The following is a 24,099-nucleotide window of genomic DNA, read 5'->3' on the forward strand; positions in this document are numbered from 1 at the left end:
ACCGATGAAGGCTTCGGTCGATCCGGACCGCTGCGCCGGCCACGGCGACTGCGTGTCGACCTGCGCGGACGTATTCGCCTGGACTGCTGACGGCTATGCCGAAGTCGTGCTCGACGAGATTCCCGACCAGTTCAAAGATCTCGTCGTGAAAGCCGTGCAGGACTGCCCGGAGCACGCGATCAGCGCGGAAGGCTAGTGGCCGACTACGACTACGTCGTGATCGGGGCCGGGTCGGCCGGCTGTGCCGTCGCCGCGCGCCTGGCCGAAGGACCGTCGCGCGTCCTGCTGTTGGAGGCGGGCGGCTCCGACCGCCGGCTGACGGTCCGCGCACCGCTGGCCTTCGCCGCACAGATGGGCGGCCCCACCGACTGGGACTACCGCACCGCACCCGAGCCGGCATGCGACAACCGGATCATTCCGCAACCGCGCGGCCGGGTCCTCGGTGGCACCAGCTCGATGAACGCGATGGTGTGGATACGCGGCACCCGGATCGACTACGACGGCTGGGACCTGCCCGGCTGGGGCTGGTCCGATGTCGAGCAGGTGTTCCGACGCATCGAGTCGCACTACCTCGGCGGCCCGACCCACGGGACATCCGGCCCGGTGCGCATCACACGGCTGCCGGAGCCCGACGTGACGTCCATCCGCTGGCTCGACAGCGCGCGGGCCGCCGGTGTCAGCGCCAACGAGGACATCGGCGGACCCGATCTCGATGGATCGTCCATCGCGCCGGTGACGGTCTGGAAGGGCCAGCGGTGGAACACCGCGCGGGCGTATCTTTCTGCGGCACGCCGACGTTCGAACTTCGCGGTCGTGACCGGTGCCCTGGTGCATCGCGTGGTGTTGCGCGACGGCCGTGCGGTGGGTGTCGAGTACGAGCGCAAGGGACAGCGGCACATCGTCAACGCCAACCGCGAGATCATTCTGTCGGCCGGCGCCTACGGCACGCCGCACCTCTTGCAGCTCTCCGGAATCGGCGCCGCCGACCACCTCCGGACCGTCGGAATCACACCCGCCGTCGAAAGCCCCAAGGTCGGGTCCAATCTCACCGATCATCCTGCGGCGGCGATGAGTTGGGATGTGCGGCTCGGGTTCGTCGGACTGTCGGATGCGCAGAAGCCACAGTGGTTGCTGCGCTGGATCCTTCGCCGCACCGGGAAGTTCACCAGCAACGCGATGGAGGCCATCGCGCAGGTCCGATCCGATCCCGGCTTGCCCGCGCCGGACTTCCAGCTGATCCACTCCCCCAGCTACGTCAACCTGGTGGCAATGGAACGCGAGCTGCGTCGCGCCTCCTCGGTCCTGCAGTCCTTCTGGACGCCAAAGAGTCGCGGTACGGTGATGGCGCAATCGGCGGATCCGCATGCGCCACCGGAGATCCGGCTCAACACGCTGGCCGATCCCGCTGATGTCGCGGCGTTCATCCGCATTGTGCGGCGCACCCGTGAGATCGTCGCCGCCGAGCCGTTCGCCTCGGTGATCACCACCGAACTGCACCCCGGACCGGATGTCGTCACCGACGCTCAGATCGAGGCCTGGCTGCGCGGTTCAGTCGCGACCACCGGGCACCCCGCCTGCTCGGCAGCCATGGGCAGCGATCCCCACAGTGTGCTCGACGAGAGACTCAGAGTGCGCGGTGTCCACGGGCTTCGGGTGGCCGACGCATCGGTGTTCCCGTGCATTCCGCGGGCCAACACCAACGCGCCGGCCATCATGGTCGGTGAGCGGTGCGCCGACTTCGTCAAGGCCGACCAGTGAGCCTCTTTGACGCTCACTTCCACATCATCGATCCACGTTTTCCCTTGGTGCCCAACAACGGCTACCTGCCGGAGGCGTTCAGCGTTGCCGACTACCGCAGGCGGGTCGAACCGCTGCACGTGACCGGCGGTGCGGTGGTCAGCGGGTCCTTCCAGGCCTTCGACCAGAGTTATCTGAAAGATGCTCTGGTGCAGCTCGGTTCAGGATTCGTCGGCGTCACCCAGCTCCCGGTCGATACGACGGACGACGACATTCTCGCGTTGCACCGCGCCGGTGTCCGGGCAGTTCGGTTCAATCTGTACCGCGGCGGCTCGGCAACACTCGACGACGTGGACACCCTCGCCCGGCGCGTGCACGACGTGGCCGGCTGGCATTCCGAGTTCTACCTCGACGCCGCCGACTTCGCCGAACTCGAACCCATCCTGGCACCCTTGCCACAGATCAGCATCGACCACCTGGCCATGTCGGACGATACGCGCGGGACGCTGCTGCGTCTGGTCGAGTCCGGAACCGTGGTCAAGGCAACAGGATTCGGCCGGATCAGCGTCACCGATCCCGATGCCCTGATGCGCGCCATCGTGACCACGAATCCCGCTGCCCTGATCTTCGGCAGCGACCTACCCTCGACCCGCGCGGCGATCCCGTTCCAGGACAGCGATATCGAGCGCATTGCCGATGCCGTCGGCGCCGACCATGTCGATGCGGTGCTTGGCGCCAACGCGCGAGCCTTCTACCGGCTCTGAGAAAACAACTGGCCGCGCAGCAGCTGTTTGAGCGCGGCGACCGTCGCGTGGTATTCCGCGGGAGGTGGTGCGCTGGCGGCGTATTCGTTCAGGCCTCGGAAGACCAGGTACACCGCGTCGGCCGCGCTCTCCACCTCCACGCCGCGCCCCAACACCTTCTCGCGGGCCCCCTGTTCGAGGATGTCGCGGATCAGGTTGCGCAGCGCCACGAATCGAGAGTCGCTGTTCTCGGCGAGATGCAGGTGCTGCGGGCTCTCGGCCCGGATGGCCCGGTCGAAGGCGACGGCAAGCGGGTAGTCCTGCATCACCCGCACACTCTCGTCCAGGACGGCCATCAGCTTGTCCAGCGTCGCGGCGTTCTCCTCGGCGGCCTGTTCGAGCCTCGGCACCGCGATGGTCGCGACCTCGTCGAACGTCGCCTTGACCAGCTCGGCCTTGTTCGGAAAGTAGTGATAGAGGCTGCCGCTGGTCATGTTCGCCTCGCGGGCGATCTCGCGGATCGTCGTTCGGGAGTAACCGACCTCGGCGACGCAGCGCATCGTCGCCTCGAGGATCCGCCGCCTCGTCTCCTCGCTGTTGGCGCCCACCGGCCGGCCGAGGAGCGAGGAATTGGCCGACGCTGCACCTTTGGGTTTCGCCATCGCTTCCAGAAGCTTCTCACAGTCGCGATGCGATCGGTTAGAGTCCGCGTCGTGGGAGACCTCATCGACAACGTCGCCGTCGTCACCGGCGCGGCCCGCGGCCAGGGCCGCAGTCATGCCGTGGCGCTGGCCGCCGAAGGCGCGGACATCATCGCCATCGACCGCTGCGCCGATATCGACTCGATCCCCTACCCGCTGGCCTCCAAGGAGGACCTCGACGAGACCGTCCGCCTGGTCGAGGCCCAGGGGCGCCGGGTCGTTCCCGTCGTCGCCGACGTCCGCGACCTGGCCGCGTTGCAGGCCGGCGTGCAGAGCGGCGTGGACGCTCTCGGTGACGTCGACATCGTTGTGGCCAACGCCGGGGTGGTGGCGATCGGGCTGAAGGATCCGCTCGACACCGACGTGTACCGCGACATCGTCGAGACCAACCTGAACGGGGTCTGGCACACCATCGCGGCCACGGTGCCCTCGATCATCCGCAAGGGCCGCGGCGGCGCCATCATCTTGACGAGCTCCGCGCAGGGACTCGTCGGCAAGGGCGGCGACGGCAGCGCGGCGATGTTCGCCTACGCCGCCGCCAAGCACGGTGTCGTCGGGCTGATGCGCTCGGCGGCCAATGCCTATGCACAGCACAACATCCGGGTCAACACCGTGCACCCCAGCGGTGTCGGCACCCCGATGATCCTCAACGACCACACGCTCAAGACGTTCCAGGAGAACCCCAACGGTGCCGCACTGTCGGCGAATCTGTTGCCGGTCCCCTTCGTCGAGGCCGAGGACGTCACGAACGTCGTGGTGTTCCTGGCAAGCCCGAAGGCCCGCTATATCACCGGTGTCGCTTTACCGGTCGATGCCGGACACGCGGTGATGTGAACGCAGGTACAGCAATCCGCTGACGGTCACGATCAGCCACGCCGCGAACGCCACCCAGAAGAACACCAGCGACGTGGTGACGAACGCAGCCACTCCGGTTTCGCGCGACATCGCGAACGTCGCCGCCGAGTACATGCCCAGCGGGAACACCATCGCCCACCACACACCCCGAAACCCCCACGCGCCGGGAAGATTCAGGCGCCGGATCGCGAAGTAGACCAGCACCGGAATCCACAGTGTCGCAAGCACCCAGGTGACCACGGTGATCGCCACCACCGCATCCGCGGGCCACACCCGATGAATACGATCACCGGCCAGGGTCGCGATCGCCAGGCCACCCATCAGGATCCAGCCGTCCGGTTCGAACCCGCCGGGATCCAGCCGTTCGTGGAACGCCCGCCACAAGATCAGCGCCGTCATCACGGCGTACACCACGAGCGCCAGCGCCCAGAACACCAGCGCGCCGAACAGCCAGTGCAGGTCGGCGGCCAGGATCGCCACGCCCGACGTCGCCACACTGGCCAATTCCCATGCGCCGTGCGAACAGTCGCGCAATCCGATCCAGCGAATCCGCCACATTCGGCGGATCACCACCGGCGTCAGTGTGAGCCAAAACTGCAGTGCCAGCGCGGCCAGTATCCACAGCGCGATCCGATACTCGGCCAGCCGCGCTCCCAACACCGCGCACGCCGCCACGTAGGTGAACATCCGCAGCAGAACGTCAGGGTCGCGAAAATCCGGTGGTGATCGCCGCCAGGACAGCGCACACGCCACAACGAGCACCGGCAGCGCACAAGCCGCAATCACGGCCAGCGCCAAGCTGATCCAGCGATACCCGTGGTCGGCCGCGGAGATCGAGACGATGCCCGTGGCCATCACCGCCGCGAACACGTCGGGCGGTGGCCGCATATCAGCCAAGTTCGACGAACATGTGCCGGATGCCGGTGTGCCGGTTGCTCCGGGCCCACTCAACCGGCTTGACCACGCGGATCTCAGAGAAGCGGCTCAGCAGTTCTTCGTAGAGGACGCGGAGCTCGAGGCGGGCCAGGTTGGCGCCGAGGCAGTAGTGCACGCCCTGACCGAACCCCAGGTGCGGGTTACGTTTACGGCCGACATCGAAACAGTCCGGATCGTCGAACACCGACCCGTCGCGGTTGGCCGAACCCTCCCAGACCAGTACCTTGTCACCGGCGCGGATCGCGCAGCCACCGAGTTCGGTGTCCCGGGTTGCGGTGCGCCGCTTCGACGGTGACGGCGAGGTCCAGCGGATGATCTCTTCCACGGCGGTCGGCAGCAGCTCGGGATCGTCCCCCAACCGGGCGCGTTGATCGGGATGTTGGGCCAGCGCCAGCAGGCCACCGGCCACCGCGTTACGCGTGGTTTCCGCACCGGCGCTGAACAGCAGGTTGAAGAACAGGTAGAGCTCGATGTCGGTCAGCGACGGCGCATCCGGGTCGTCGACGGTGGCGTTGGCCACGACGGAGAGCATGTCGTCACCGGGCTCGGCACGCTTCTTCGCGATCAGCTCGGTGCCGTAGGCGAAGATCCGTGAGCCGGCCTCCTCGATCGACATCGTGCCGACCTCACCCTTGCGGGAGTCCCCGAAGTCAAAGCTCGGCTCGATCGCGCGGAACAACCAATGCCGTTCGCTTTCCGGCACTCCCAGCAGGATGCAGATCATCTGCATGGGCAGTTCGGCAGCGACGTCGACCAGGAAATCGAAGGGCACTCCGGGCTGTACGGCGTCCAGCAGAACCCTGGTGCGACGGCGGAGATCGTCTTCCACCCGGCTGATCATCCGCGGGGTCAGCCCCGAGCTGACCAGCCGCCGGATGTGGGTGTGGCGCGGATCGTCCATCATGTTGAGCACCTGACCGGCGATCGACAGATCCTGCAGAAGCGTGCCGCCGAACGGACGCTCGCCGCCGGTCACCGACGAATAGGTGTCCTGATCCCGAAGCACCGCAAGGGTTTCCGGGTGGGTGGCCACCGACCAGAAGCCCTCATTGTCCGGGGTGTTCTCGGTGGGCTCGTGCCAGTACACCGGCGCGTCGCGGCGATGGATCGCGAACAGATGATGCGGGAAGCCCTCGGCGAAATTATCGAGGTCGGTGAAGTCGATGTCGCGCAGCAACACTGGCGTCTACAGGATCGCGCCGGGAGTGTATTTGGCTGCGTCAGGGTAGGCGCTGACCACCTCGTCGACCGCCGCGATCACCTGGTCGACCTGACTGCCGGCCGCCCCGGTGAACGCCGTCCTGTCGGCCAGCGCGGCGTCCAATGCGGCCCGGTCGAGCGGCAACCGGTCGTCGGCGGCCAACCGGTCCAACAGATCCGGTTCGGCGCCCTTCTCGCGCATCGCCAGTGCGACGGCGACCGCATGCTCCTTGATGACCTCGTGCGCGGTTTCGCGGCCCACGCCGGCCCGGACCGCCGCGATCAACACCTTGGTGGTGGCCAGGAACGGCAGGTAGCGATCCAGTTCCCGCTTGATCACTGCGGGGTAGGCACCGAACTCGTCGAGCACCGTCAGGAACGTCTCGATCTGCCCGTCTATGGCGAAGAACGCATCCGGCAGCGCGACGCGGCGCACCACCGAACAGAAGACGTCACCTTCATTCCATTGCGCGCCAGCCAGTTCCGCGGCCATCGAGGCATAGCCGCGCAGAATGACCTGCAGTCCGTTGACCCGTTCGCAGCTGCGGGTGTTCATCTTGTGGGGCATCGCCGACGAACCGACCTGTCCCGGCGCGAACCCCTCCGTGACCAACTCGTGGCCTGCCATCAGCCGCACGGTGTGGGCGAACGACGACGGACCTGCGCCGAGCTGGACCAGCGACGAGAGCACGTCGTGATCCAGGGAGCGGGGATAGACCTGGCCGACGCTGGTGAAAACCGCATTGAAGCCGAGGAATTCGGCGACGCGGCGTTCCAGTTCGGCCAGCCGGACGGCGTCACCGTCGAACAGGTCGAGCATGTCCTGGGCGGTGCCCATCGGGCCCTTGATGCCGCGCAGCGGGTAGCGGTCGATCAGCTCGCGAATCCGCGTCAGCGCGACCAGTGTCTCCTCAGCGGCCGACGCGAACCGCTTGCCCAACGTGGTGGCCTGCGCGGCGACGTTGTGGCTGCGGCCGGCCATCACCAGATCGCGGTAGAGCAGCGCGCTCTCGGCCAGGCGGGCGACGACCGCAACCCCATGCGCATGCACGAGTTCCAGCGAGCGGCGAATCTGCAGCTGCTCGACATTCTCGGTGAGGTCGCGGCTCGTCATGCCCTTGTGCACGTGCTCGTGTCCGGCGAGGGCGTTGAATTCCTCGATGCGGGCCTTGACGTCGTGGCGGGTGACCCGCTCGCGGGCGGCGATCGACGCGAGGTCGACCTGCTCGAGCACCTTCTCGTAGTCCTCGACCACACCCTCGGGCAACGAGACGCCGAGCTCGGACTGGGCGCGCAGCACCGCCAGCCACAGCCTGCGTTCGGCGACGATCTTCGCTTCCGGCGACCAGATCGCGACCATCTCCGCGCTGGCATACCGTCCGGCCAGGACATTAGGGATTGTCACAACGCACTAGCTTACGGTCGTCGGGCAAGCTGGCCTGCGTGTACTTCGCCGGCGTCGACCTCGCGTGGGGTGAGCGCAACCCCACCGGGGTCGCGGTCGTCGACACAGGAGGGTCGCTGCGGCATGTCGCGGCGGCCGGGGACGACGCCGACATCCTGGCTCAACTGGCCCCGTACGTCACCGGTCCCTGTGTGGTCGCGGTCGACGCCCCGCTGGTCGTGACCAATCCGACCGGCACCAGGCCGGGCGAGACGCTGCTGAACCGGGACTTCCGCCGCTTCCACGCCGGGGCGTATCCCGCCAATACCGGGCTGGCGTGGTTCGCCGACGGCGGCCGCGGCGCCCGGCTGTGCCGGGCGATGGACCTGGACCTCGACCCGCGCTCCGCCTCGCCACGCAAAGCGTTGGAGGTGTTTCCGCACGCGGCCGGTGTCGTGTTGTTCGGCCTGGAGCGCACCCTGAAGTACAAGCACAAGACCCGTCGTGATTTCCCGCAGCTGCAGACCGAGCTGCTGCGGTTGATCGGCTACATCGAAGGCCTGCGCAACGCCAGCCCACCGCTGCGCGTTGACAGTGACGACGGCTGGTGTCAGCTCACCGAGTCGGTGCGCGCCGCGACCCGCAAGTCGCAGTTGCGCAAGGCCGAAGACCCGATCGACGCGGTGCTGTGCGCCTACGTCGCGCTGTTCGCCACCAGGCGACCCGACGACGTGACGATCTACGGCGACCCCAGCACCGGTTGCATCGTCACCCCGACACCGCCGTCGAACTAGGCTGCGGCAGAAGCATTTTCATGCCCGCAGGCCGGGCCACGTTTCCGACGTGCCGGTCAGCCGGCTGACTTGTTCCAGCAGGCGCCGCACCTTGGCGGGGTTCTCGTGACGCTGCCACCCGAACGTGGTCGGCCGCTGGCTTCGGTCATGCCAGAAATGGCCGGGCTTGGACTCGGGCCGGGTCGCGACCAGCCACACCGCGGTGTCGGCACCGTCGGCCACATCGCGCAGCAGCGGCCGGGTGACCGCCCGGAACCGCGGCAAGTATTCGGCCACGCCGGGGGTGTCCACCCAGCCGGGATGCATGCTCTCGACGCGGATGTCGGTGCCTGCCAGCCGGCGCGCCCACGAGTCGGCCAGTACCACCTGCATCTTCTTGGTGCGGGCGTAGGCGCGCACCCCGTTGTAGCCGCGCCGGAATTCCAGATCGTCGACCACCAGCGGTGAGCCATACATGCCGCCCGAGGACACCCACACCACCGACGCCCCGCCCGCCGCCCGCAGCAGCGGCAGCAGCCGCTCGGTCATCAGATGCGGGCCCAGCACGTGGGTGGCCAGCTGCACCTCATGACCCTGCCGGGTGAGGGTGCGTTCCTTGGGCATCAGACCGGCGTTGTGCACCAACCCGTTCAGCGCGGGCACCCGGTTGGCGAAGTCGGCGGTCCACTCCCGTACCGCATCGAGGTCCGAGACGTCGCAGACCTCGGCGATCACGTGGGCACCAGGCACCGACTCCCGGATCCCCGCGCATGACCTGTCGACCTTGTCGGCATTGCGGCCCAGCAGGTGCACGGTTGCGCCCAGCTCCGCGAACGAGCGCGCCATGGCCAGGCCGATTCCGGCGGTCGCCCCTGAGATCAACACTCGCTTGCCCAGCAGCGCCCGCGGCCCGGCGTCGGCGGCCCACCAATGCCGGCGCAGGCCGGAGCCGATCTTCGTGTAGCCGACGATCAACGCTCGGTCCATCACGCCGTCGAGCAGCTCCGCGGCCGGCCGGGCGAGACCGGAGAAATCCATGTCTACGAACGTAATCGCTCAGACCCGGACGGTGCGCTCATCGATCGGCGCCAACACGTCGATCACGTCCATCACGGTCGCCCTGGCGACCTCACGCGGACCGTCACCGTCGCTGACCAGAGCCGAGACCACCGCGCCGTCGACGGCGTGGATCAGCGCCCGCACCAGATCGATCCGCAGGGTGCGCCGCGAGCGTGCGACCGCTTCGGCCACCGCATCCACCCGCTGCCGAGACAGCCGATACTGGATCTCACGCAGTTCGGGATGGCGGGCGCACGCGATGTAGCGCTCGTACCGCGAGATCAACTCTTCGCTGCTCGCCTCGCCGTCCGGAGCACCGACCAGCATCTCCACGAGCACATCGGCGGTGGCCTCCGCGCCGCGTCGCCGGCGCGGCAGCGCGTCGACCCGGGCACGCAGCTGGGCGGTTTCCACCGCACAGATGTACTCGACGGCTTTGAGCACCAGATCGTCCAGCGACGAGAAGTAGTAGGTGGTCGACGCCAGCGGCAGACCTGCGCGGCGCGCGACGGCCCGATGGCGCACCGCCTCGAAGCCGCCTTCGCGCAGCAGCTCGGCGGCCGCGCTGATCAGCGCATACCGTCGTCGTTCCCCCTTCGGGGTCATCGCTGCCGTCACGTTCAGCAATGCTGCCAGCAGCGTCAGCGGGACATCGCTCTTTGGCGAAGAATCATTAACCTCGCTTTGACGCGGCACTAGGCTCGATCGCCCGCATCCGGCCACGATGGCAAGATGGCCCGCATGGCGAACCTGAGCCGTCGCGCAGTTCTGCGACTCGGCGCCGGAGCCGTCGCAGGTGCCGCGGGCGCCGTCGCCGCCGGCCGCATGCTGGATTCCGCGGCCACTCATGCCGGCCGTGACGTCGCGATGACCGGTGTCGGCGCTCCCCTGTCACCGCCTGCGCCGCTGGAGCCGCCGGCATCCGGTGTCGCCGCGCCCACAATGGTCACCGGCTCGTTCGTGTCGGCCGCGCGCGGCGGCGTCAGCACCAACTGGGCGATCGCCCGCCCGCCGGGGCAGACCACCCCATTACGGCCGGTCATCGCGTTGCACGGCAAGGGCCAGGACGCGGCGGGCGTGATGGCCGGTGGCGTCGAACAAGGTTTGGCTCAGGCGGTGGCGGCCGGGCTGCCGCCGTTCGCAGTGGTCGCGGTCGACGGTGGCGGCAGCTACTGGCACCAGCGTGCATCGGGCGAGGACTCCGGGAAAATGGTGCTCGACGAGCTGATCCCGATGCTGTCCGGTCAGGGGCTGGACACCTCCCGGGTGGCATTCCTGGGATGGTCGATGGGCGGCTACGGGGCGCTGCTGCTTGGCGCGCGCCTCGGACCGGCGCGCACGGCGGCGATCACCGCTGTCAGCCCGGCGCTGTGGCTGTCCTCCGGCGCAGCCGCGCCGGGCGCCTTCGACGGTCCCGACGACTTCGCCGCCAACAGCGTGTTCGGGCTTCCCGCGCTGGCCTCGATCCCGATCCGGATCGACTGCGGCAACAGCGACCCGTTCTACGCAGCAACCAAGCAGTTCATCGCCCAGCTGCCCAATCCGCCGGCCGGCGGCTTCTCCCCCGGCGGCCATGACGGCGGGTATTGGAGTTCGCAGCTGCCCGGTGAGATCGCCTGGATGGCACCACTACTCACGGCCTAGACGATGTTGACGGTGTCGAGGAACGCCGTCGCGTAGTCGACGTCCCCGCTGATCCGCACATCTCGGTCACGCCAGGCGGCCCGCCGGGTTCCCCATTCCGGAAACTCCAGCGCTAGCCCGGTGATCTCCGCGGCTGCGCCGCCGCCCGGACCCGCCGCGACGCCACCGTCGGCGCCGACGCGCCACGTGCCACCGCCCGGTCCGGTCAACGTGATGTCCAGCGGCCGATCCAGCCATGCCGGAGTGGCCGCCCGGGTCTGGTTGGACAACACCGCCATCATCCACTCCAGAACGACGGCCATCCGGTTGGCGTCGGTACCCGGCGCGGGGCGGTCCAATGCCGGCGCCATGTCATGACGCAGGTGGGTGTGGTGGTCGAAGACCATCGCGCCGGTGAGCACCCGCAACGGAAAGCGGCCGAGCTCCCCCAGCGCCATCGGCACGCCACCGAGGGGACGACGACCCATCAGGGGAAAGACCGCGGCTGCCACCCCGCTCCACCGTCGATACTCGGCCAGGACGTCAGGCCCGGAGCGATCTCGTCGGCTGTCCACCATCAGATCGTTGGCGGCTTCGATGTCGTTGGTACGCATCAGTTTTGCCGCGGCAGGGCTGAACATTGCGCGGCAGCCGGTGCCCATGTGCGCGACGACGTCCTGAATCCGCCAGCCTTGGCAGCGGCTGTCCATCCGCCACTGCGCGGGCTCGAGACCGGCGCAGAACGCCAGCACGTCAGCTCGTTCGGCCTTGAACGCCGCGCCGCGGTCCAGGGTCACGTGCGCCATGATTGTCTCCCGTTCTGGAATTGTCTACAGTCGCAGTTACTGTCAACCATTCGATAAGCCTTCCGGCAGCCCTTCGCGAGGAGATCATGACCGTCGAAAGCCCACCGCTCTCCCCGCGGCCGTACCACCCGCTCGACATCTCCGCGCCGGACTTCTGGACGGCCGACTTCGCCACCCGCGACCGCACGTTCGCGCAGCTGCGGGCCGCTGACGGGTTGTCCTGGCATGCGCCGGTGTCGTCGGTCTTCCCCCATTCGGAGACCGGATATTGGGCGATCACCCGCCATGCCGACATCAAGTACGTCAGTCAGCACACGGACATCTTCAGTTCGGCGTTGGGCATGAGCGTCGACCCCCTCCCGGCCGAGGTTCAGCAGGCCACGAGTTTCTTCCTGGCCATGGATCCGCCGGAGCACACACTGTATCGGCGGTTGATCAGCGCGACGTTCACCCCGAAACAGGTTCGTCGCATCGAGGCCCAGATTCAAGCCAACGCCGCCGACATCGTGGACCGGCTGATCGAGCGGCTGCGCGACGGCGAGGAGATCGACTTCGTCACCGAATGCTCGGCGAAGCTCCCGATGCGGACCGTCTCGGACATGATCGGCATCGCTCCCGCCGACCAGGAAGCGGTGGCGTACGCGGCCGAAAGCCTGTTCAGCGCCACCGATGACGACTACGCCAGCTTCGAGGAGCGCGCCACGCACGCGCTGACCCAGATTGGCATCCTGACCAGTTCCGGTATCGAGCTGGCTCAGCTGCGGCGTCGCGAGCCCCACGACGACCTGATGGCCAACATCGTCAACGCCGAGGTCGACGGCCACCAGCTCACCGACATCCAGATCGGCTCGTTCATGGTGCTGCTCGCCTCCGCAGGCAATGACACCACCAAGCAGACCACGTCCCACGCGTTCAAGGCGCTCGCCGACAATCCAGGCCAACGCGCTTGGCTGATGGACGATTTCGACGCGCGGATCGGGCCGGCCGCAGAGGAGTTCATCCGGTGGGCCACTCCGGTGCTGAACTTCGCCCGGCATGCGACGGTCGACACCGAGCTGGCCGGCACGCAGATCAAGGCCGGCGAGAAGGTGGCGTTGTTCTACTGCTCTGCCAACCGCGACGACGCGGTGTTCGACCGCCCCGGAGAGTTCGACATCACCCGCTCGCCCAACCCGCACTTCGGTTTCGGTGGCGGCGGCCCGCACTTCTGCCTGGGCGCCAACCTTGCCAGGACCGAACTGCGGCAACTGTTTCACCAGCTGCTCACCCGGCTACCGGAGGTTCAGGTCGGCGAGCCGGAATACCTGCACAGCAATGTGATCCACGGCGTCAAGCGGTTGCCGGTCAAGCTGGTGTGATGCGTCCTTCGGCGGCTGCCAACGCGATATCGCTGCGGAAGTGGCTGCCCGGCAAGCGAATCGAGTTCACGATCCGGTAGGCCTCCTCGCGCGCCGCCACCAGGTCGGCTCCGGTGCCGACGACCGAGACTACGCGTCCACCGGAGGACACGATGGTGCCGTCGTCGCGCCGCGCGGTGCCGGCATGGAGGACGCCGTCGGCCTCGGACCCGGTGATCACATCGCCGACCCGCGGACGGCCCGGATAGTTCTCGGCGGCCACCACGACCGTGACGGCGTATCCGTCGCGCCACTGCAGTGGGCCGGCGTCGGCCAGCGTTCCGGTCGCGGTGGCATGCAGCAACTGCCCGAGTGGTGATTCCAGCAGGGCCAGGACGGCCTGGGTCTCGGGATCGCCGAAGCGGCAGTTGAATTCGACCACCGCGGGTCCGCTGCTGGTCATCGCCAGGCCCGCGTACAGCAACCCGGAGAATGCCGAGCCGCGGCGAACCAGTTCGGCCGCAACGGGTTCCACGACTCCGCTGACGATCGCGGACGTTGTTTCGGCGGATAGCCAGGGCAGTGGTGAATATGCGCCCATCCCACCGGTATTGGGTCCGGCGTCGAAGTCGGCGACCCGCTTGAAGTCCTGCGCGGGTAGCAGCGGAACCACCGTCGCTCCGTCGACCAGGCAGAACAGTGACACCTCGGGCCCGTCGAGGAAGGACTCGAGCAGCACCGGATGCCCGGAGTCGAGCAGCGACGCGGCATGCGCGCGGGCGACATCGCGGTCGTCGGTGACCACGACACCCTTGCCCGCAGCCAGCCCGTCATCCTTGACCACCCAGGCGGGCTGGCCGGCGGCGGGCCCGAACCGATCGAGAGCGGCATCGAGATGGGCGGGGTTGTCGACGGTCTCGCTGCCCGCGGTGCGCACCCCTGCCGCGGCCATCACATCTTTGGCGAACGCCTTGGAACCTTCGATCCGCGCGGCGTCTTTCGACGGCCCGAAGCACGCGATCCCAGCGGCCCGCACCGCGTCGGCGACACCGAGAACCAGCGGCACCTCGGGACCGATGATCACCAGATCGGCCTGCACCTTCTTGGCCAGGGCGGTGACCGCCTCGGCGGAGGTCACGTCGACGTCGTGCTGTTCGGCCACCGCCGCGGTGCCCGCGTTACCGGGCGCGACGGCCAGGAAGTCGACTTGGGGATCTTTGCGAAGGCCCAGCAACAGGGCATGTTCGCGGGCACCGGATCCGATCACGAGGACGCGCACGAGAGCACCCTATCGCCCGCATCGGTTACCAGGTGTCGACGAACCGCCTCGGTGGCGGGAGTTCGCCGCGCGCCGCTGCGGCGGCCAGCGTCGCGATGATCAGACCGCGGGTCTCCGCTGGGTCGATGACGTCGTCGACCTCGAAGATCTGAGCGGCGTTGAGCGCTTTGGCGTTCTCCTCCATCGCCGCGGTGGCCTCGGCAACCCGCTGTTCCCGCTCGGCGTCGTCGGAGATGGCCTCCAGCTCCTTGCGCATGCCCAGGCGCACCGCGCCCTCCAGCCCCATCGGGCCGAGATGGGCACCTCCCCACGCCACGGTCAGCAGCGGCTCGTGCAGGCTGCCGCCGGTCATCGCCTGCGCACCCAGCCCGTAACCGCGGCGCAGGATCACCGCCACCAACGGCACCCGCAGTGCGGCGCCGGCGACCAGCATGCGCGAGGCACGCCGCACCAGTGCCTCGGCCTCGGCGGCCGGGCCGACCATGTAGCCCGGGCAGTCGATGAGCGAGACGACCGGCAGCCCGAACGTGTCGCACAGTTGCAGGAAGCGTGCCGCCTTGTCGGCCGCCGCGGCGGTGATCGCCCCGGCCATCACCATCGTGTTGTTGGCGATCACCCCGACTGGGCGGCCGTCGATCCGGGCCAGCGCGGTCACCATCTCCGCGGCGAACTTCTCCCGCAGGAACGTCACCGACCCGTGGTCGGCGATCGTCTCGATGACGGGCTTGATCGGATAGGCCCGCCGGGCGCGCTCGGGAATGACTGTGCGCAAAGAGGTTTGGTCGGCGACATCGCCGGGTTCCGTGGCGCCTTGGAAGTATCCGAGTAGTCGCTTGGCCACTGCGACGGCCTCGGCTTCGTCGGCGACGACGACGTCGACGACACCGTTGGGTGACTGCACCGAAATGGGACCGACGGCATCGGGCGCGACGTCACCGAGCCCGCCGCCGGCGATCATCGCCGGGCCGCCCATGCCGATCGACGTGTCGGCGGTGGCGACGATGAGATCCGAGCAGCCGGCGATCACCGCGTTGCCCGCGAAACAGCGGCCCTTGACGATCGCGATGCGCGGCACCACACCGGACAACGCCGCCCACAGCTTGAAGGCTCGGGTCTCCAGCGACGACACGGTGGGGACGTCGGTGTCACCGGGCCGGCCGCCACCGCCCTCGGCGAAGAAGATCGTGGGCAATCGCATCCGTTCGATGAGCTCGAAGAGCCGGTCCTTCTTGCGGTGCCCGACGAAGCCCTGGGTGCCGGCGAGCACGGTGTAGTCGTAGGACAGGACCGCGCACGGGTGACCGTTGACCTGGGCGGTCCCGGCGATCAGCCCGTCCGCGGGGGTACGGGCGATCAGGTCGTCGAGGTCGCGGCGGCGGCGCTGAGCCGCGATCGCGAATCGCCCGTATTCGACGAAGGAATCGGCGTCCACCAGGTCAGCGATGTTCTCCCGGGCCGTGCGCCCGCCCGCGGCATGCCGGCGCTCCACCGCATCGGGTCGCGCCGCGTCCTCGGTCAACGCCCGGCGGCGCAGAAGTTCGGCGAGATCGGGGCGGTCGGTCATCCACCGAACCTAACGGGCATACACATAGCTCGAAGGTGTATGGTCGTTGCAAAGGTGCGCTACATCACAACGACAGCGAGGTAGACCATGACCACCGCCAGCGTGTGTCCGTTCGGAGCGGGCTTTGACTTCACCGACCCCGACCTGATCAAAGAGGGCATGCCCGTCGCGCAATTCGCGCAGTTGCGCAAGACCGCCCCGGTCTGGTGGAACGAGCAGCCGCTGGGCAGCACCGTCTTCGACGACGGTGGCTATTGGGTGATCAGCAAGCATCGCGATATCCGGGACATCTCCCGCGACGGCGACCTGTGGTCGACCAACGCCCAGGGCGTGGTGATGCGGTTCGCCGACGACATGACCAAAGACCAGGTCGACATCACCAAGGCGCTGCTGATCAACCACGACGCGCCCGAGCACACCCGGCTGCGCAAGCTCGTCTCGCGGCTGTTCACCCCCCGCGCCGTGGCCAAGCTCGAGGAGAAGCTCGCCGACGCCGCTCGCGACATCGTGGCCGCGGCCGCCGCGAAAGACACCGGCGATTTCGTCGACGACATCGCGATGCAGCTGCCGCTGCTGGCCATCGCCGATCTGCTGGGTGTCCCAGAAGCGGACCGCCAGAAGCTCTTTCACTGGACCAACAGCATCATGAATACCGATGACCCGGAGTTCAACGACGTCGACCCGATCGAGGCGAACGCCGAGCTGATGGGCTACGCGTACTCGATGGCCGAGGACCGCCGGAAGTGTCCGGCCGATGACATCGTGACCCGGTTGGTGGAAGCCGATATCGATGGCGAGTCGCTGAGCGAGGTCGAGTTCGCGTTCTTCGTCATCCTGCTGGCGGTGGCCGGCAACGAAACCACCCGCAATGCGATGACCCATGGAATGAACGCGTTCTTCGAAAATCCGGACCAGTGGGACCTTTTCAAGCGTGAGCGTCCGGAGACGACGGCCGACGAGATCGTCCGCTGGGCCACGCCCGTGCACTGCTTCCAGCGCACCGCGACCAGAGACACCGAAATCGGCGGTGTCACCATTCGCGAGGGGCAGCGGGCCGGGCTGTTCTACAGCTCGGCCAACTACGACGAGGAAGTCTTCGACAACCCGTTCCAGTTCAACATCTTGCGTGACCCGAACCCGCACCTGGGTTTCGGCGGCAACGGGGCGCACTTCTGCATCGGCGCCAACCTCGCCCGAATGGAGATCAAGTTGATCTTCAACGAGATCGCCAACCAGATCCCCGACATCAGCAAGCTCGGCGACCCGCAGCGGCTGCGGTCGGGCTGGCTCAACGGCGTCAAGCATTTGCCGGTCTCCTATCGCTAGCGCGATAACATCCCGGGTCATGGGCTACCCGGACTATCCGCCCTACCCCGGCTATCCGCCGCCGCCGGCCACGCCGACGCGTTCGGCGGCCGACCTGACGATCTCGATCGTCGTCATGGTCCTGACGGTGGTGGTCGGCGTGGGCGCCGGGTTCCTCGGACTCTTCTCGCTGGCCTTCCTCGACTACTGCCCGCCGGCGACATGCAGCGTCGACGGCGCGGTGACCGCGGTGATGACGTCGGTGGCCATCGCGGCGCTGATCGGCCTGATCGGCATCGTTATCGCGATCGTGCAACTGGTCCGGCGCAAAACGGCGTGGCCCTTCGCTGTTGGGGGCCTGGCGCTGTGCTTGGTCATGCTGTTCTTCGGCGGCATGGCGTATTCCGCGGCAGTGGGCGGCTGACATGCGCACCCACGGCTGGTCGGGGTCGGCACCCGCCACCGACGAGGAAGCAGTCGCTCGGATTCTGGCGGCGGCCAACCAGGCGATCGACGCCCGCGGCGCCGATCTGAGCATCGCCGACGTGGCCCGCACGTTGGGCGTCACCCGCCAAACGGTCTATCGCTACTTCCCCAGCACTGACGCGCTGCTGCAGGCCGCGGCCATGGCGGCGGCGAGCGGATTCCTCGACCGGATGGCCGAGCACCTGGCCGGCATCACCGACCCGGCCGAGGCGGTGACCGAAGGCATTGCGGCCGCAGTGGAAGCGCTGCCCAACGACAAGCACATGGGTCTGCTGCTCGGACCGGAACGGCTCGGTGCATTCAGCGCGGAGGTCACCTCGGACGTCGCGCTGTCTTTCGCCGGGTCGATGTTGCGTCGCTTCGATGTTGATTGGGCCGCAGCGGGATTCAGCGATGACGAACTGATCGAACTCGCCGAGCACATTCTCCGCATCATCCAGTCGTTCATGCTGGATCCGGGCCGCCCACCCCGGCAAGGGACCGGGCTGCGTCAGTATCTGCGCCGCTGGGTCGGCGCGGCGTTGCTGACGTCCGCTACGGCGCCGGAGCGCTCTGCTGCACCTGGGCGTTGATCGGCGCGGAGATCGCCGAGTGGCCGACCATGTCGCTCGGGTCGTGGGCAGGCCACACGACGGCGGCAAAGATCGCGCACGCCGACACCACCGGCGGGCAGAGCACGGTCACGGTCGTGTCGATGGCGCCCACCCATTTGGATGCATGACGAACGACCTTGCTGCGCTTGGTCGCCGGCTCCGTCCACATGCTGAGCATGGTCGGGGCAGTCCATGACTGGTCGTACATGGTCATAGAAGTCATCACCACTCCTAACCGCACACTGTGATCGACGCCCGCGGCGCTCGATTTCACTTCGGTAACACTGGTGCACAAATGTCACATTTGTGACACGGCGCGATAACCGTTTGCGATCTGCGCGTTTCCTTACCGTTGTCTTACCGATCTCTTTGTTATGGAGCCGCCCTTCGTCACCCACCACATTCCGCGATGCGCCGACGCAGGAAGGCACGGCCGGGTTCCGAACCGTTGAGGCTCAGCGCTTCCCGGTAGTACCGCACCGCCTCGTCGAGCTCGCCGGCCCGGCGCAACAAGTCGGCACGCACGGTGGGCACCAAGGCCGACCGGCCCAGCCGTGGATCGTGCGCGACCTTCTCGAGCGCAGCCAGGCCCACCTGTGGCCCGTCCCGGAAGCCGATTGCCAATGCGCGGTTCACACCCACCACTGGAGAGTCCGTTTGCCGCATCAGCTGGTCGTAGGCCCGGCAGATGGTCCGCCAGTTCGTCTGCTCCCAGCTCGGGGCCGTCGCGTGGGCGGCGGCGATCACCGCTTGTGGCAGGTAGGGCCCACCCGCACCCTCGGCCCGTCGCAACGCGTCGAGCCCACGCGCTATTCGGCCCCGGTTCCATCGGGACCGGTCCTGCTCATCGAGTGGCACCAGGGCACCGTCGGCATCAACACGGGTGGATCGCCGCGAATCATGCAGCAGCACAAGTGCATACAACGCACCGGCATCCTGATCGGCAGGCATCAGCGAGCGCAGTTCACCAGCCAGGCGGACCCCCTCGTCGCACAGCTCGTCACGAATTGCCGACGGACCGGCGGTGGACCAGTACCCCTCAGTGAACACCGAGTAGATGCACGACAGCACGTGCGGGGTGCGTTCGTCCAGCAGCTCCGGGGGCGGCACCCGAAGGGGGATGTTGGCGTGCCGGATCTTGGTCTTGGCTCGGGTGATGCGTTGTCCGACAGCCGCTTCGGTGACCAGGAGTGCGCGGGCTATCTCCGGGACCGTCAGGCCGGACACCAGCCGCAACGTCAACGCCAGCTGCGAGGTGCGTTCGAGGGCCGGGTGCGCACACGTGAACATCATCCGCAGCTCGTCGTCGCGGACCCGATGCACCTCGCGGTCATCGGTCCATCCGTCGTCCTGCACTGCCGCCAATTCCTTTCCTGGGCGCGCTGATTCGCGGCGCAGGCGGTCCCTCGCCCGATTTCGCGCCGCCGTCATCAGCCACGCGCCGGGATTATCGGGGATTCCGTCGCGCGGCCAGCTTCGCAACGCGTCCGCGCAGGCCTCCTGGACGGCGTCCTCTGCCACGCCGAGGTCGCCCGACCACCGCGCGAGCGCGGCCACCACAGGGCCCCACTCCCGTCTGAAGACGCCGTCCAGGGAACTCATCTACAGCCCGGACACACCCGCCATCCGGCGCAGCTCGACCACCGAGGCCGGGATCATCGAAGCGATCTTCGTCGCCTCATCGCGGTCGGCGGCCGACAGGACGTAGTACCCGTTGGCCACCTCGGCGGCCTCCGCGTACGGGCCGTCGGTCAGCACGATCTCGCCGTCGCGGACGCGCACCGTGGTGGCCGTCGCCGGCGGATGCAGCGGTGCCCCGCCGAGAATGTGGGATCCGGCCGCCTTGCCGAACTCGGCGTGCTCGGCCAGGCTGCGGTCCCACTCGGGACTGCCGGGCACGTTCACCGCGTCGGCGGGCTCGAGCAGCAACGCCAGCCAGTCCGAATCTGTCGTCGGCCGCCCCACGGCGGTCCAGTGGACCGCCGGCCATACCTCGATCGCCCCATATCTGGCTGCTGGAATCTGGCGAGCCAACTGCAGAGCCTCGTCGAGGTTGTCGGCCTCGAACATGTAGTAGCCACCGGCCACCTCGGCGCCCTCGGCATACGGACCGTCAGTGATCACCGGCGCGTCCGGCCCGCCGGTGATGCGGATCGCCTCCGCGGCCGAGCTCAGCGCATCGCCCTCACGGATGGCCGCCGATTCGCGGGCATGAAAGTCGGCATAGGCCTGCATTTCCTCGCTCGCTTCTGCAGCGGTGAGGTCACGTTCGGGGGTTTGGAGCAGTGTGAAGTAGTACATGGCGACGTCCTCTCACGGTAGGGCGTGAAACCCTGCTGGTCTCACTCTCTACTGCTGCGACGAACGGCGCTCCGGGAATCCGACATCGGCTCGGCACTACTCTGGTCGAGGTGGAACCAGCGGGTCCCTACCTGCACCGTCCGGGTGCTCCGCTGTGCGCGCACATCGACTACATCGGCTATTGGCGTCACGACGGAGATGTACCGCACCGCAGCACCGCCCTGCCTCGCGGCGCGGTGACCGTAGTGCTCGAACTCAGCGGGCGCGACGAGGTGCCGTTCGCACCGGTCGGATCCGCGCCGGTGCAGACACCGTCGGCCTTCGTCACCGGTGCGGGCACCACCTCCTACGTCACGCGAGTCGACCCGGGACAGACGGTGATGACGGTGCACTTCCGACCGGCCGGCGCGCGGTCGTTCCTCGGATTCCCGCTCGGCGAACTGCAGGACCGTTGCATCGGCATCGACGACGTGTGGGGCACGCAGGGGCGGATCTTGCGCGAGCGGCTCATCGAAACACCCTCAGCCGCAGCCCGATTGGGCCTGCTGGAGCGGTTCCTCTTGGACTGCATGCAGCTTCGCGACCACCCGCTAGGTGCTCTCCTGCCCCATCTCGAGGCTAAACCGTCGATGACCGTGGCCGAAGCGGCTGCACTGATGGGGGTTTCACCGAAGCGGTTGACCACCATGTTCAACTCCGAGGTGGGCCTGAGCCCGAAGACCTACCTTCGGTTGCGACGACTGCAGGCCGCACTGCGCCGCCTGGACGACGGCATGCAGCTCGGTGCGGAGATCGCAGCCGACCTCGGCTACTTCGATCAGGCCCACTTCGTCCGCGACTTCCGCAGCTTTGCCGCGATCACGCCGAGCCAGTACCCGCGCCGGCGCTCGCGTCTGCCCAGCCACCTCGAGGTCGTCACCTAGGGCGCAAATGTACAAGCCGGAGGCGCCCGGCGGCTGAGACGATCGAGGGATGCAGACCAGACCTGATGCGGTCGCCGGCACCGGATTGTTGGTGGCGGCGATCCGGGCCCGCGAATCGGCCCGGGACGACCGGCTTTTCACCGACCCGTTCGCCGACAAGCTCGCCGGCGAGGCCGGCCACCGCATCCTCGACGCCGCACTGGCCACCTCGGGTGAGCGCACCACCATGCAGATCGTGGTGCGCACCCGGTTCTGGGACGACGCCCTGCTCGGTGCTGCCGCGTCATGCCAGCAGATCGTTCTGGTGGCTGCAGGCATGGACGCTCGTGCGTACCGCCTCACCTGGCCTGCGGGCACCACGGTCTTCGAACTGGATCAGCCGTCGGTCGTCGCCGCGAAGAACGCCCTACTCGCCGACGACAGCCCGACCTGCTCTCGGGTAGCGATCGGGGTGGACCTCGCCGACGACTGGCCCGCTGCTCTGACGGCCGCCGGCTTCGACTCGGCGACCCCGACCGCATGGCTGATCGAAGGACTGTTGCAGTACCTCGACGAGGCCGCCGTGCACCGGCTCTTCGAGCGCATCGACGCATTGGCTGCTCCAGGTTCGGTGCTGTGCTACGACGTCGTCGGCAAGTCGCTGCTGGAGGCGCCGTTCATGGCCGGACTGCTGAAGTCCATGGCGGACAACGGTTCTCCGTGGCTGTTCGGCACCGATCACCCCGAGGAGCTGGTCCCGGGCTGGTCTGCGACCGTGACCGACATCGCCGAGCCCGGCAACCGCTGGGGCCGCTGGTACGCCCCGGTGACGCCAGCGGAGGTACCCGACGCTGCGCGTGGCTACTTCGTCGTCGCGGCGAAACCCTGCTAGGCCGCGTCGTTTCCGGCGCCATCGGACGGTGGATCCGTATCGCTCAGCAGTCGCTCTGGGTGGTGGAAGTCATTGATGCCGCCACGCAGCATCGGCAGCTGCGGTGGCGGGATCCATTCGGTGTTGCCATCCGGACGTCGCCGAGTGGTCCAGCCGCCGGTTTCGACGAGTTGGTTGTCGGGCGGGCAGGCAAGGGTGAGTTCGTCGATGTCGGTGTTGCCGCCTTTGGCCCAATCTTTGACGGCGTGGTGCACGCCGCTGTGGTAGCCAGGTGCGGTGCAGCCGGGTCGGGTGCAGCCACGGTCCTTGGCGTGCAGCATGATCCGTTGGTCTGCGGAGGCGATGCGCTTGGTGCGACCCAACCACAACGCACGCCCGTCGACCCCATCGAACAGCGCAAGGTAGTGACGCCTCTCTGTGTCAAGACCCTGCGGTTGTAGCGTGAGGGGGCGGGCCCGGGAAGTGACTTGTCTGAAGTGCCGGTGTACGGGGTTCAGCTGGCCGCGCGAGACAACAGAGTCGCCCCCGAGTGTCCTCCCGGGTCCGCCCCGTGCAGGCGTGCGTCGCGGACTAGTTGGCGATAGATGACATCGGAGAGACGCCGTTTTAGGCAGCGCATGGCTTCACGCTTGCTTTTGCCTTCGGATCGTTTGCGCTGGTAGTAGGCGCGGCCTGGAGTGTCGGATCGGATTTGGGTCAGCGCCATAATGTGGAGGCAGGCGTTGAGTTGGCGATCACCCGCGCGGGAGAGCCGGTGGCGGGTGACCTCGCCGGAGGAGACTTCGATGGGTGCGGTGCCGGTGTAGGTCGCAAATGCCGCTGCGGAGCGGAACCGGTGAATGGGCCCGACGCGGCTGAGGATCTTGGCTGCTGAGGTGATGCCGATACCGTGCAGTGTGGTCAATTGGGTGCCTGAGTCTTTGACTGCGGATTCGATATCGCTGTCTGTCTTACAGATTCGGCGGTCGAGGTGGCGTAATTCGACGACCATGTCGACGGCAAGCCCTCGTAGAACTTTGGTGGCCGCGTCGCGGGGCCGGATCGAGCGTAGAAGCTGCGCGGCACGGTTGGCGGTCAGTGTGCCGGCCAATCCACCGGGTGTGAGCCTGGTGAGCAGTACGTGTAGGCGGTTGATGGTCTGGGTGCGTGTGGTGATGAGGTCTTCGCGATGCTCGACGATCGCTCGCAGCGCCGTGATGGCGGCGTCGACACTGACTGTGTTTAGGTGGGTCGCATTGAGTGCAGCGATGCCGACCGACAGGGCATCAGCATCATCGTTCTTGCGTCCGTGCCCGACAGATAGGAGACGCACGCGCGCAGCGAGTTTGGCGGGAACATCGACGACCTGGATCCCGTCATCGGCTAGCCGCGCGGTCAGCGGGGCGCCCACGCCGTGGGCTCCCTCGACGGCCCAGATATTGCCATGCCAGGTGCGGGCGAATCGACGCAGCGACCGGTAACCCTCGCGGCTGACTGAGACTCGCAAGGTCGCTAGAGGCTGCCGGGAGTCACCTACTGCCACAGCGGTCCATGACGCCTTATGGGGATCGATGGCGATCACCACCGGCCGATCAGTACTTGAGATTGTTGCCACGTTTCACTCCTCACTTCGAATTCGGTGAA

The 24,099-nt window shown here is 67.6% G+C and carries 25 protein-coding genes and 1 pseudogene; 12 read left to right on the forward strand and 14 right to left on the reverse strand.

The genetic code is table 11. The features are described from left to right. Positions 1 to 4 precede the first annotated feature (4 nt). From K0O64_RS25260 to K0O64_RS25270, 3 genes are read left to right on the forward strand one after another with little or no spacing between them, the layout of a single operon-like run. Positions 5 to 196: a ferredoxin gene (locus K0O64_RS25260; RefSeq protein WP_071949093.1), complete on the forward strand. Its 192-nt coding sequence runs from the start codon at positions 5 to 7 to the stop codon at positions 194 to 196. Then, positions 196 to 1,758, forward strand: coding sequence for a GMC family oxidoreductase (locus K0O64_RS25265; protein WP_096312322.1), 1,563 nt, complete (start codon positions 196 to 198; stop codon positions 1,756 to 1,758). The genes K0O64_RS25260 and K0O64_RS25265 overlap by 1 nt, the downstream gene beginning before the upstream one ends. Beyond that, on the forward strand, positions 1,755 to 2,501 hold the full coding sequence (locus K0O64_RS25270) for an amidohydrolase family protein (RefSeq protein WP_071949091.1): 747 nt from the start codon (positions 1,755 to 1,757) through the stop codon (positions 2,499 to 2,501). Before K0O64_RS25265 ends, K0O64_RS25270 begins: the two co-directional genes overlap by 4 nt. On the opposite strand, the gene K0O64_RS25275 is transcribed toward K0O64_RS25270, so the two are convergent. Beyond that, positions 2,489 to 3,142, reverse strand: a complete 654-nt coding sequence (locus K0O64_RS25275) for a TetR/AcrR family transcriptional regulator (protein WP_071950289.1) — start codon at positions 3,140 to 3,142, stop codon at positions 2,489 to 2,491. The two genes, K0O64_RS25270 and K0O64_RS25275, sit on opposite strands and share 13 nt — an antisense overlap. Positions 3,143 to 3,169: 27 nt before the next feature. Here K0O64_RS25275 and K0O64_RS25280 point away from each other — a divergent pair, with 27 nt between their 5' ends. Further along, positions 3,170 to 4,015 carry a mycofactocin-coupled SDR family oxidoreductase gene (locus K0O64_RS25280; RefSeq protein WP_164520141.1) on the forward strand — a complete coding sequence of 282 codons (846 nt, stop codon included), beginning with the start codon at positions 3,170 to 3,172 and terminating at the stop codon, positions 4,013 to 4,015. On the opposite strand, the gene K0O64_RS25285 is transcribed toward K0O64_RS25280, so the two are convergent. From K0O64_RS25285 to purB, 3 genes are read right to left on the reverse strand one after another with little or no spacing between them, the layout of a single operon-like run. Continuing rightward, a complete protein-coding gene (locus tag K0O64_RS25285; RefSeq protein WP_096312323.1) occupies positions 3,983 to 4,924 on the reverse strand; it encodes a tellurite resistance/C4-dicarboxylate transporter family protein in 942 nt (313 codons plus the stop codon). The two genes, K0O64_RS25280 and K0O64_RS25285, sit on opposite strands and share 33 nt — an antisense overlap. A gap of 1 nt (position 4,925) precedes the next feature. Next, positions 4,926 to 6,152: a cytochrome P450 gene (locus tag K0O64_RS25290; protein ID WP_164520142.1), complete on the reverse strand. Its 1,227-nt coding sequence runs from the start codon at positions 6,150 to 6,152 to the stop codon at positions 4,926 to 4,928. Positions 6,153 to 6,158: 6 nt separating this feature from the next. Then, positions 6,159 to 7,577 (reverse strand): adenylosuccinate lyase, encoded by a 1,419-nt coding sequence (gene purB / locus K0O64_RS25295; protein ID WP_071949087.1) that lies wholly within the window; start codon positions 7,575 to 7,577, stop codon positions 6,159 to 6,161. Positions 7,578 to 7,615: 38 nt separating this feature from the next. Here purB and K0O64_RS25300 point away from each other — a divergent pair, with 38 nt between their 5' ends. Beyond that, a complete protein-coding gene (locus K0O64_RS25300; RefSeq protein WP_096312324.1) occupies positions 7,616 to 8,350 on the forward strand; it encodes a DUF429 domain-containing protein in 735 nt (244 codons plus the stop codon). Positions 8,351 to 8,368: 18 nt separating this feature from the next. Here K0O64_RS25300 and K0O64_RS25305 read toward each other — a convergent pair whose 3' ends face one another. Together K0O64_RS25305 and K0O64_RS25310 are read right to left on the reverse strand one after the other, a co-directional pair. Next, entirely contained in the window at positions 8,369 to 9,367 is a 999-nt protein-coding gene (locus K0O64_RS25305) for an SDR family NAD(P)-dependent oxidoreductase (RefSeq protein WP_071949085.1), read from the reverse strand. A gap of 18 nt (positions 9,368 to 9,385) precedes the next feature. Next, a complete protein-coding gene (locus K0O64_RS25310) occupies positions 9,386 to 10,015 on the reverse strand; it encodes a TetR/AcrR family transcriptional regulator (RefSeq protein WP_071949084.1) in 630 nt (209 codons plus the stop codon). Positions 10,016 to 10,120: 105 nt separating this feature from the next. Here K0O64_RS25310 and K0O64_RS25315 point away from each other — a divergent pair, with 105 nt between their 5' ends. Then, entirely contained in the window at positions 10,121 to 11,032 is a 912-nt protein-coding gene (locus tag K0O64_RS25315; protein WP_071949083.1) for an alpha/beta hydrolase, read from the forward strand. Here K0O64_RS25315 and K0O64_RS25320 read toward each other — a convergent pair. Next, positions 11,029 to 11,817, reverse strand: a complete 789-nt coding sequence (locus K0O64_RS25320; RefSeq protein ID WP_071949082.1) for a maleylpyruvate isomerase family mycothiol-dependent enzyme — start codon at positions 11,815 to 11,817, stop codon at positions 11,029 to 11,031. The two genes, K0O64_RS25315 and K0O64_RS25320, sit on opposite strands and share 4 nt — an antisense overlap. 86 nt (positions 11,818 to 11,903) lie before the next feature. Between K0O64_RS25320 and K0O64_RS25325 the strand changes: the two genes are divergently transcribed. Beyond that, positions 11,904 to 13,175: a cytochrome P450 gene (locus K0O64_RS25325; protein WP_096312326.1), complete on the forward strand. Its 1,272-nt coding sequence runs from the start codon at positions 11,904 to 11,906 to the stop codon at positions 13,173 to 13,175. On the opposite strand, the gene purD is transcribed toward K0O64_RS25325, so the two are convergent. Both purD and K0O64_RS25335 read right to left on the reverse strand, forming a co-directional pair. Further along, positions 13,162 to 14,433 (reverse strand): phosphoribosylamine--glycine ligase, encoded by a 1,272-nt coding sequence (gene purD, locus K0O64_RS25330; RefSeq protein WP_096312327.1) that lies wholly within the window; start codon positions 14,431 to 14,433, stop codon positions 13,162 to 13,164. The two genes, K0O64_RS25325 and purD, sit on opposite strands and share 14 nt — an antisense overlap. A gap of 25 nt (positions 14,434 to 14,458) precedes the next feature. Continuing rightward, a complete protein-coding gene (locus tag K0O64_RS25335) occupies positions 14,459 to 15,997 on the reverse strand; it encodes an acyl-CoA carboxylase subunit beta (protein ID WP_096312328.1) in 1,539 nt (512 codons plus the stop codon). An 87-nt stretch (positions 15,998 to 16,084) separates the two neighbouring features. On the opposite strand from K0O64_RS25335, the gene K0O64_RS25340 reads away from it, so the two are divergent. From K0O64_RS25340 to K0O64_RS25350, 3 genes are read left to right on the forward strand one after another with little or no spacing between them, the layout of a single operon-like run. Continuing rightward, positions 16,085 to 17,323: a cytochrome P450 gene (locus K0O64_RS25340; protein ID WP_096312329.1), complete on the forward strand. Its 1,239-nt coding sequence runs from the start codon at positions 16,085 to 16,087 to the stop codon at positions 17,321 to 17,323. Between the two features lie 19 nt (positions 17,324 to 17,342). Beyond that, entirely contained in the window at positions 17,343 to 17,726 is a 384-nt protein-coding gene (locus tag K0O64_RS25345; protein WP_096312330.1) for a hypothetical protein, read from the forward strand. 1 nt (position 17,727) lies between these two features. Further along, entirely contained in the window at positions 17,728 to 18,360 is a 633-nt protein-coding gene (locus K0O64_RS25350; protein WP_071949076.1) for a TetR/AcrR family transcriptional regulator, read from the forward strand. Here K0O64_RS25350 and K0O64_RS25355 read toward each other — a convergent pair. The 3 genes from K0O64_RS25355 to K0O64_RS25365 all read right to left on the reverse strand — a co-directional run bounded on the left by K0O64_RS25355 (position 18,323) and on the right by K0O64_RS25365 (position 20,682). Continuing rightward, positions 18,323 to 18,604, reverse strand: coding sequence for a hypothetical protein (locus K0O64_RS25355; RefSeq protein ID WP_125477500.1), 282 nt, complete (start codon positions 18,602 to 18,604; stop codon positions 18,323 to 18,325). The genes K0O64_RS25350 and K0O64_RS25355 overlap by 38 nt on opposite strands. A gap of 167 nt (positions 18,605 to 18,771) precedes the next feature. Continuing rightward, positions 18,772 to 19,983 carry an RNA polymerase sigma factor gene (locus tag K0O64_RS25360; protein WP_096312332.1) on the reverse strand — a complete coding sequence of 404 codons (1,212 nt, stop codon included), beginning with the start codon at positions 19,981 to 19,983 and terminating at the stop codon, positions 18,772 to 18,774. Next, positions 19,984 to 20,682, reverse strand: a complete 699-nt coding sequence (locus K0O64_RS25365) for a YciI family protein (protein WP_096312333.1) — start codon at positions 20,680 to 20,682, stop codon at positions 19,984 to 19,986. A gap of 110 nt (positions 20,683 to 20,792) precedes the next feature. Here K0O64_RS25365 and K0O64_RS25370 point away from each other — a divergent pair, with 110 nt between their 5' ends. Further along, complete coding sequence (locus tag K0O64_RS25370) at positions 20,793 to 21,605, forward strand: helix-turn-helix domain-containing protein (protein WP_225933544.1); 813 nt, start codon at positions 20,793 to 20,795, stop codon at positions 21,603 to 21,605. Positions 21,606 to 21,654: 49 nt separating this feature from the next. Beyond that, a complete protein-coding gene (locus K0O64_RS25375) occupies positions 21,655 to 22,476 on the forward strand; it encodes an SAM-dependent methyltransferase (RefSeq protein WP_096312334.1) in 822 nt (273 codons plus the stop codon). On the opposite strand, the pseudogene K0O64_RS25380 reads toward K0O64_RS25375, so the two are convergent. Both K0O64_RS25380 and K0O64_RS25385 read right to left on the reverse strand, forming a co-directional pair. Further along, a pseudogene (locus K0O64_RS25380) lies at positions 22,473 to 22,883 on the reverse strand (HNH endonuclease signature motif containing protein); the annotation flags it as partial. The gene K0O64_RS25375 and the pseudogene K0O64_RS25380 sit on opposite strands and share 4 nt — an antisense overlap. Before the next feature lie 86 nt (positions 22,884 to 22,969). Further along, positions 22,970 to 24,040, reverse strand: a complete 1,071-nt coding sequence (locus K0O64_RS25385; RefSeq protein ID WP_225933545.1) for an IS110 family RNA-guided transposase — start codon at positions 24,038 to 24,040, stop codon at positions 22,970 to 22,972. Positions 24,041 to 24,099 lie beyond the last annotated feature (59 nt).

It is taken from the genome of Mycolicibacterium pallens (assembly GCF_019456675.1).
Lineage (GTDB): Bacteria > Actinomycetota > Actinomycetes > Mycobacteriales > Mycobacteriaceae > Mycobacterium > Mycobacterium crocinum.

Bases quoted from the DNA above. Each gene is read 5' to 3' on its own strand.
- K0O64_RS25260 (WP_071949093.1), top strand. From the start codon at position 5: ATGAAGGCTTCGGTCGATCCGGACCGCTGCGCCGGCCACGGCGACTGC.
- K0O64_RS25275 (WP_071950289.1), bottom strand. From the start codon at position 3,142: ATGGCGAAACCCAAAGGTGCAGCGTCGGCCAATTCCTCGCTCCTCGGC.
- K0O64_RS25280 (WP_164520141.1), top strand. From the start codon at position 3,170: ATGCGATCGGTTAGAGTCCGCGTCGTGGGAGACCTCATCGACAACGTC.
- K0O64_RS25285 (WP_096312323.1), bottom strand. From the start codon at position 4,924: ATGCGGCCACCGCCCGACGTGTTCGCGGCGGTGATGGCCACGGGCATC.
- K0O64_RS25305 (WP_071949085.1), bottom strand. From the start codon at position 9,367: ATGGATTTCTCCGGTCTCGCCCGGCCGGCCGCGGAGCTGCTCGACGGC.
- K0O64_RS25315 (WP_071949083.1), top strand. From the start codon at position 10,121: ATGGCCCGCATGGCGAACCTGAGCCGTCGCGCAGTTCTGCGACTCGGC.
- K0O64_RS25320 (WP_071949082.1), bottom strand. From the start codon at position 11,817: ATGGCGCACGTGACCCTGGACCGCGGCGCGGCGTTCAAGGCCGAACGA.
- K0O64_RS25325 (WP_096312326.1), top strand. From the start codon at position 11,904: ATGACCGTCGAAAGCCCACCGCTCTCCCCGCGGCCGTACCACCCGCTC.
- K0O64_RS25335 (WP_096312328.1), bottom strand. From the start codon at position 15,997: ATGACCGACCGCCCCGATCTCGCCGAACTTCTGCGCCGCCGGGCGTTG.
- K0O64_RS25340 (WP_096312329.1), top strand. From the start codon at position 16,085: ATGACCACCGCCAGCGTGTGTCCGTTCGGAGCGGGCTTTGACTTCACC.
- K0O64_RS25345 (WP_096312330.1), top strand. From the start codon at position 17,343: ATGGGCTACCCGGACTATCCGCCCTACCCCGGCTATCCGCCGCCGCCG.
- K0O64_RS25350 (WP_071949076.1), top strand. From the start codon at position 17,728: ATGCGCACCCACGGCTGGTCGGGGTCGGCACCCGCCACCGACGAGGAA.
- K0O64_RS25355 (WP_125477500.1), bottom strand. From the start codon at position 18,604: ATGACTTCTATGACCATGTACGACCAGTCATGGACTGCCCCGACCATG.
- K0O64_RS25360 (WP_096312332.1), bottom strand. From the start codon at position 19,983: ATGAGTTCCCTGGACGGCGTCTTCAGACGGGAGTGGGGCCCTGTGGTG.
- K0O64_RS25365 (WP_096312333.1), bottom strand. From the start codon at position 20,682: ATGTACTACTTCACACTGCTCCAAACCCCCGAACGTGACCTCACCGCT.
- K0O64_RS25375 (WP_096312334.1), top strand. From the start codon at position 21,655: ATGCAGACCAGACCTGATGCGGTCGCCGGCACCGGATTGTTGGTGGCG.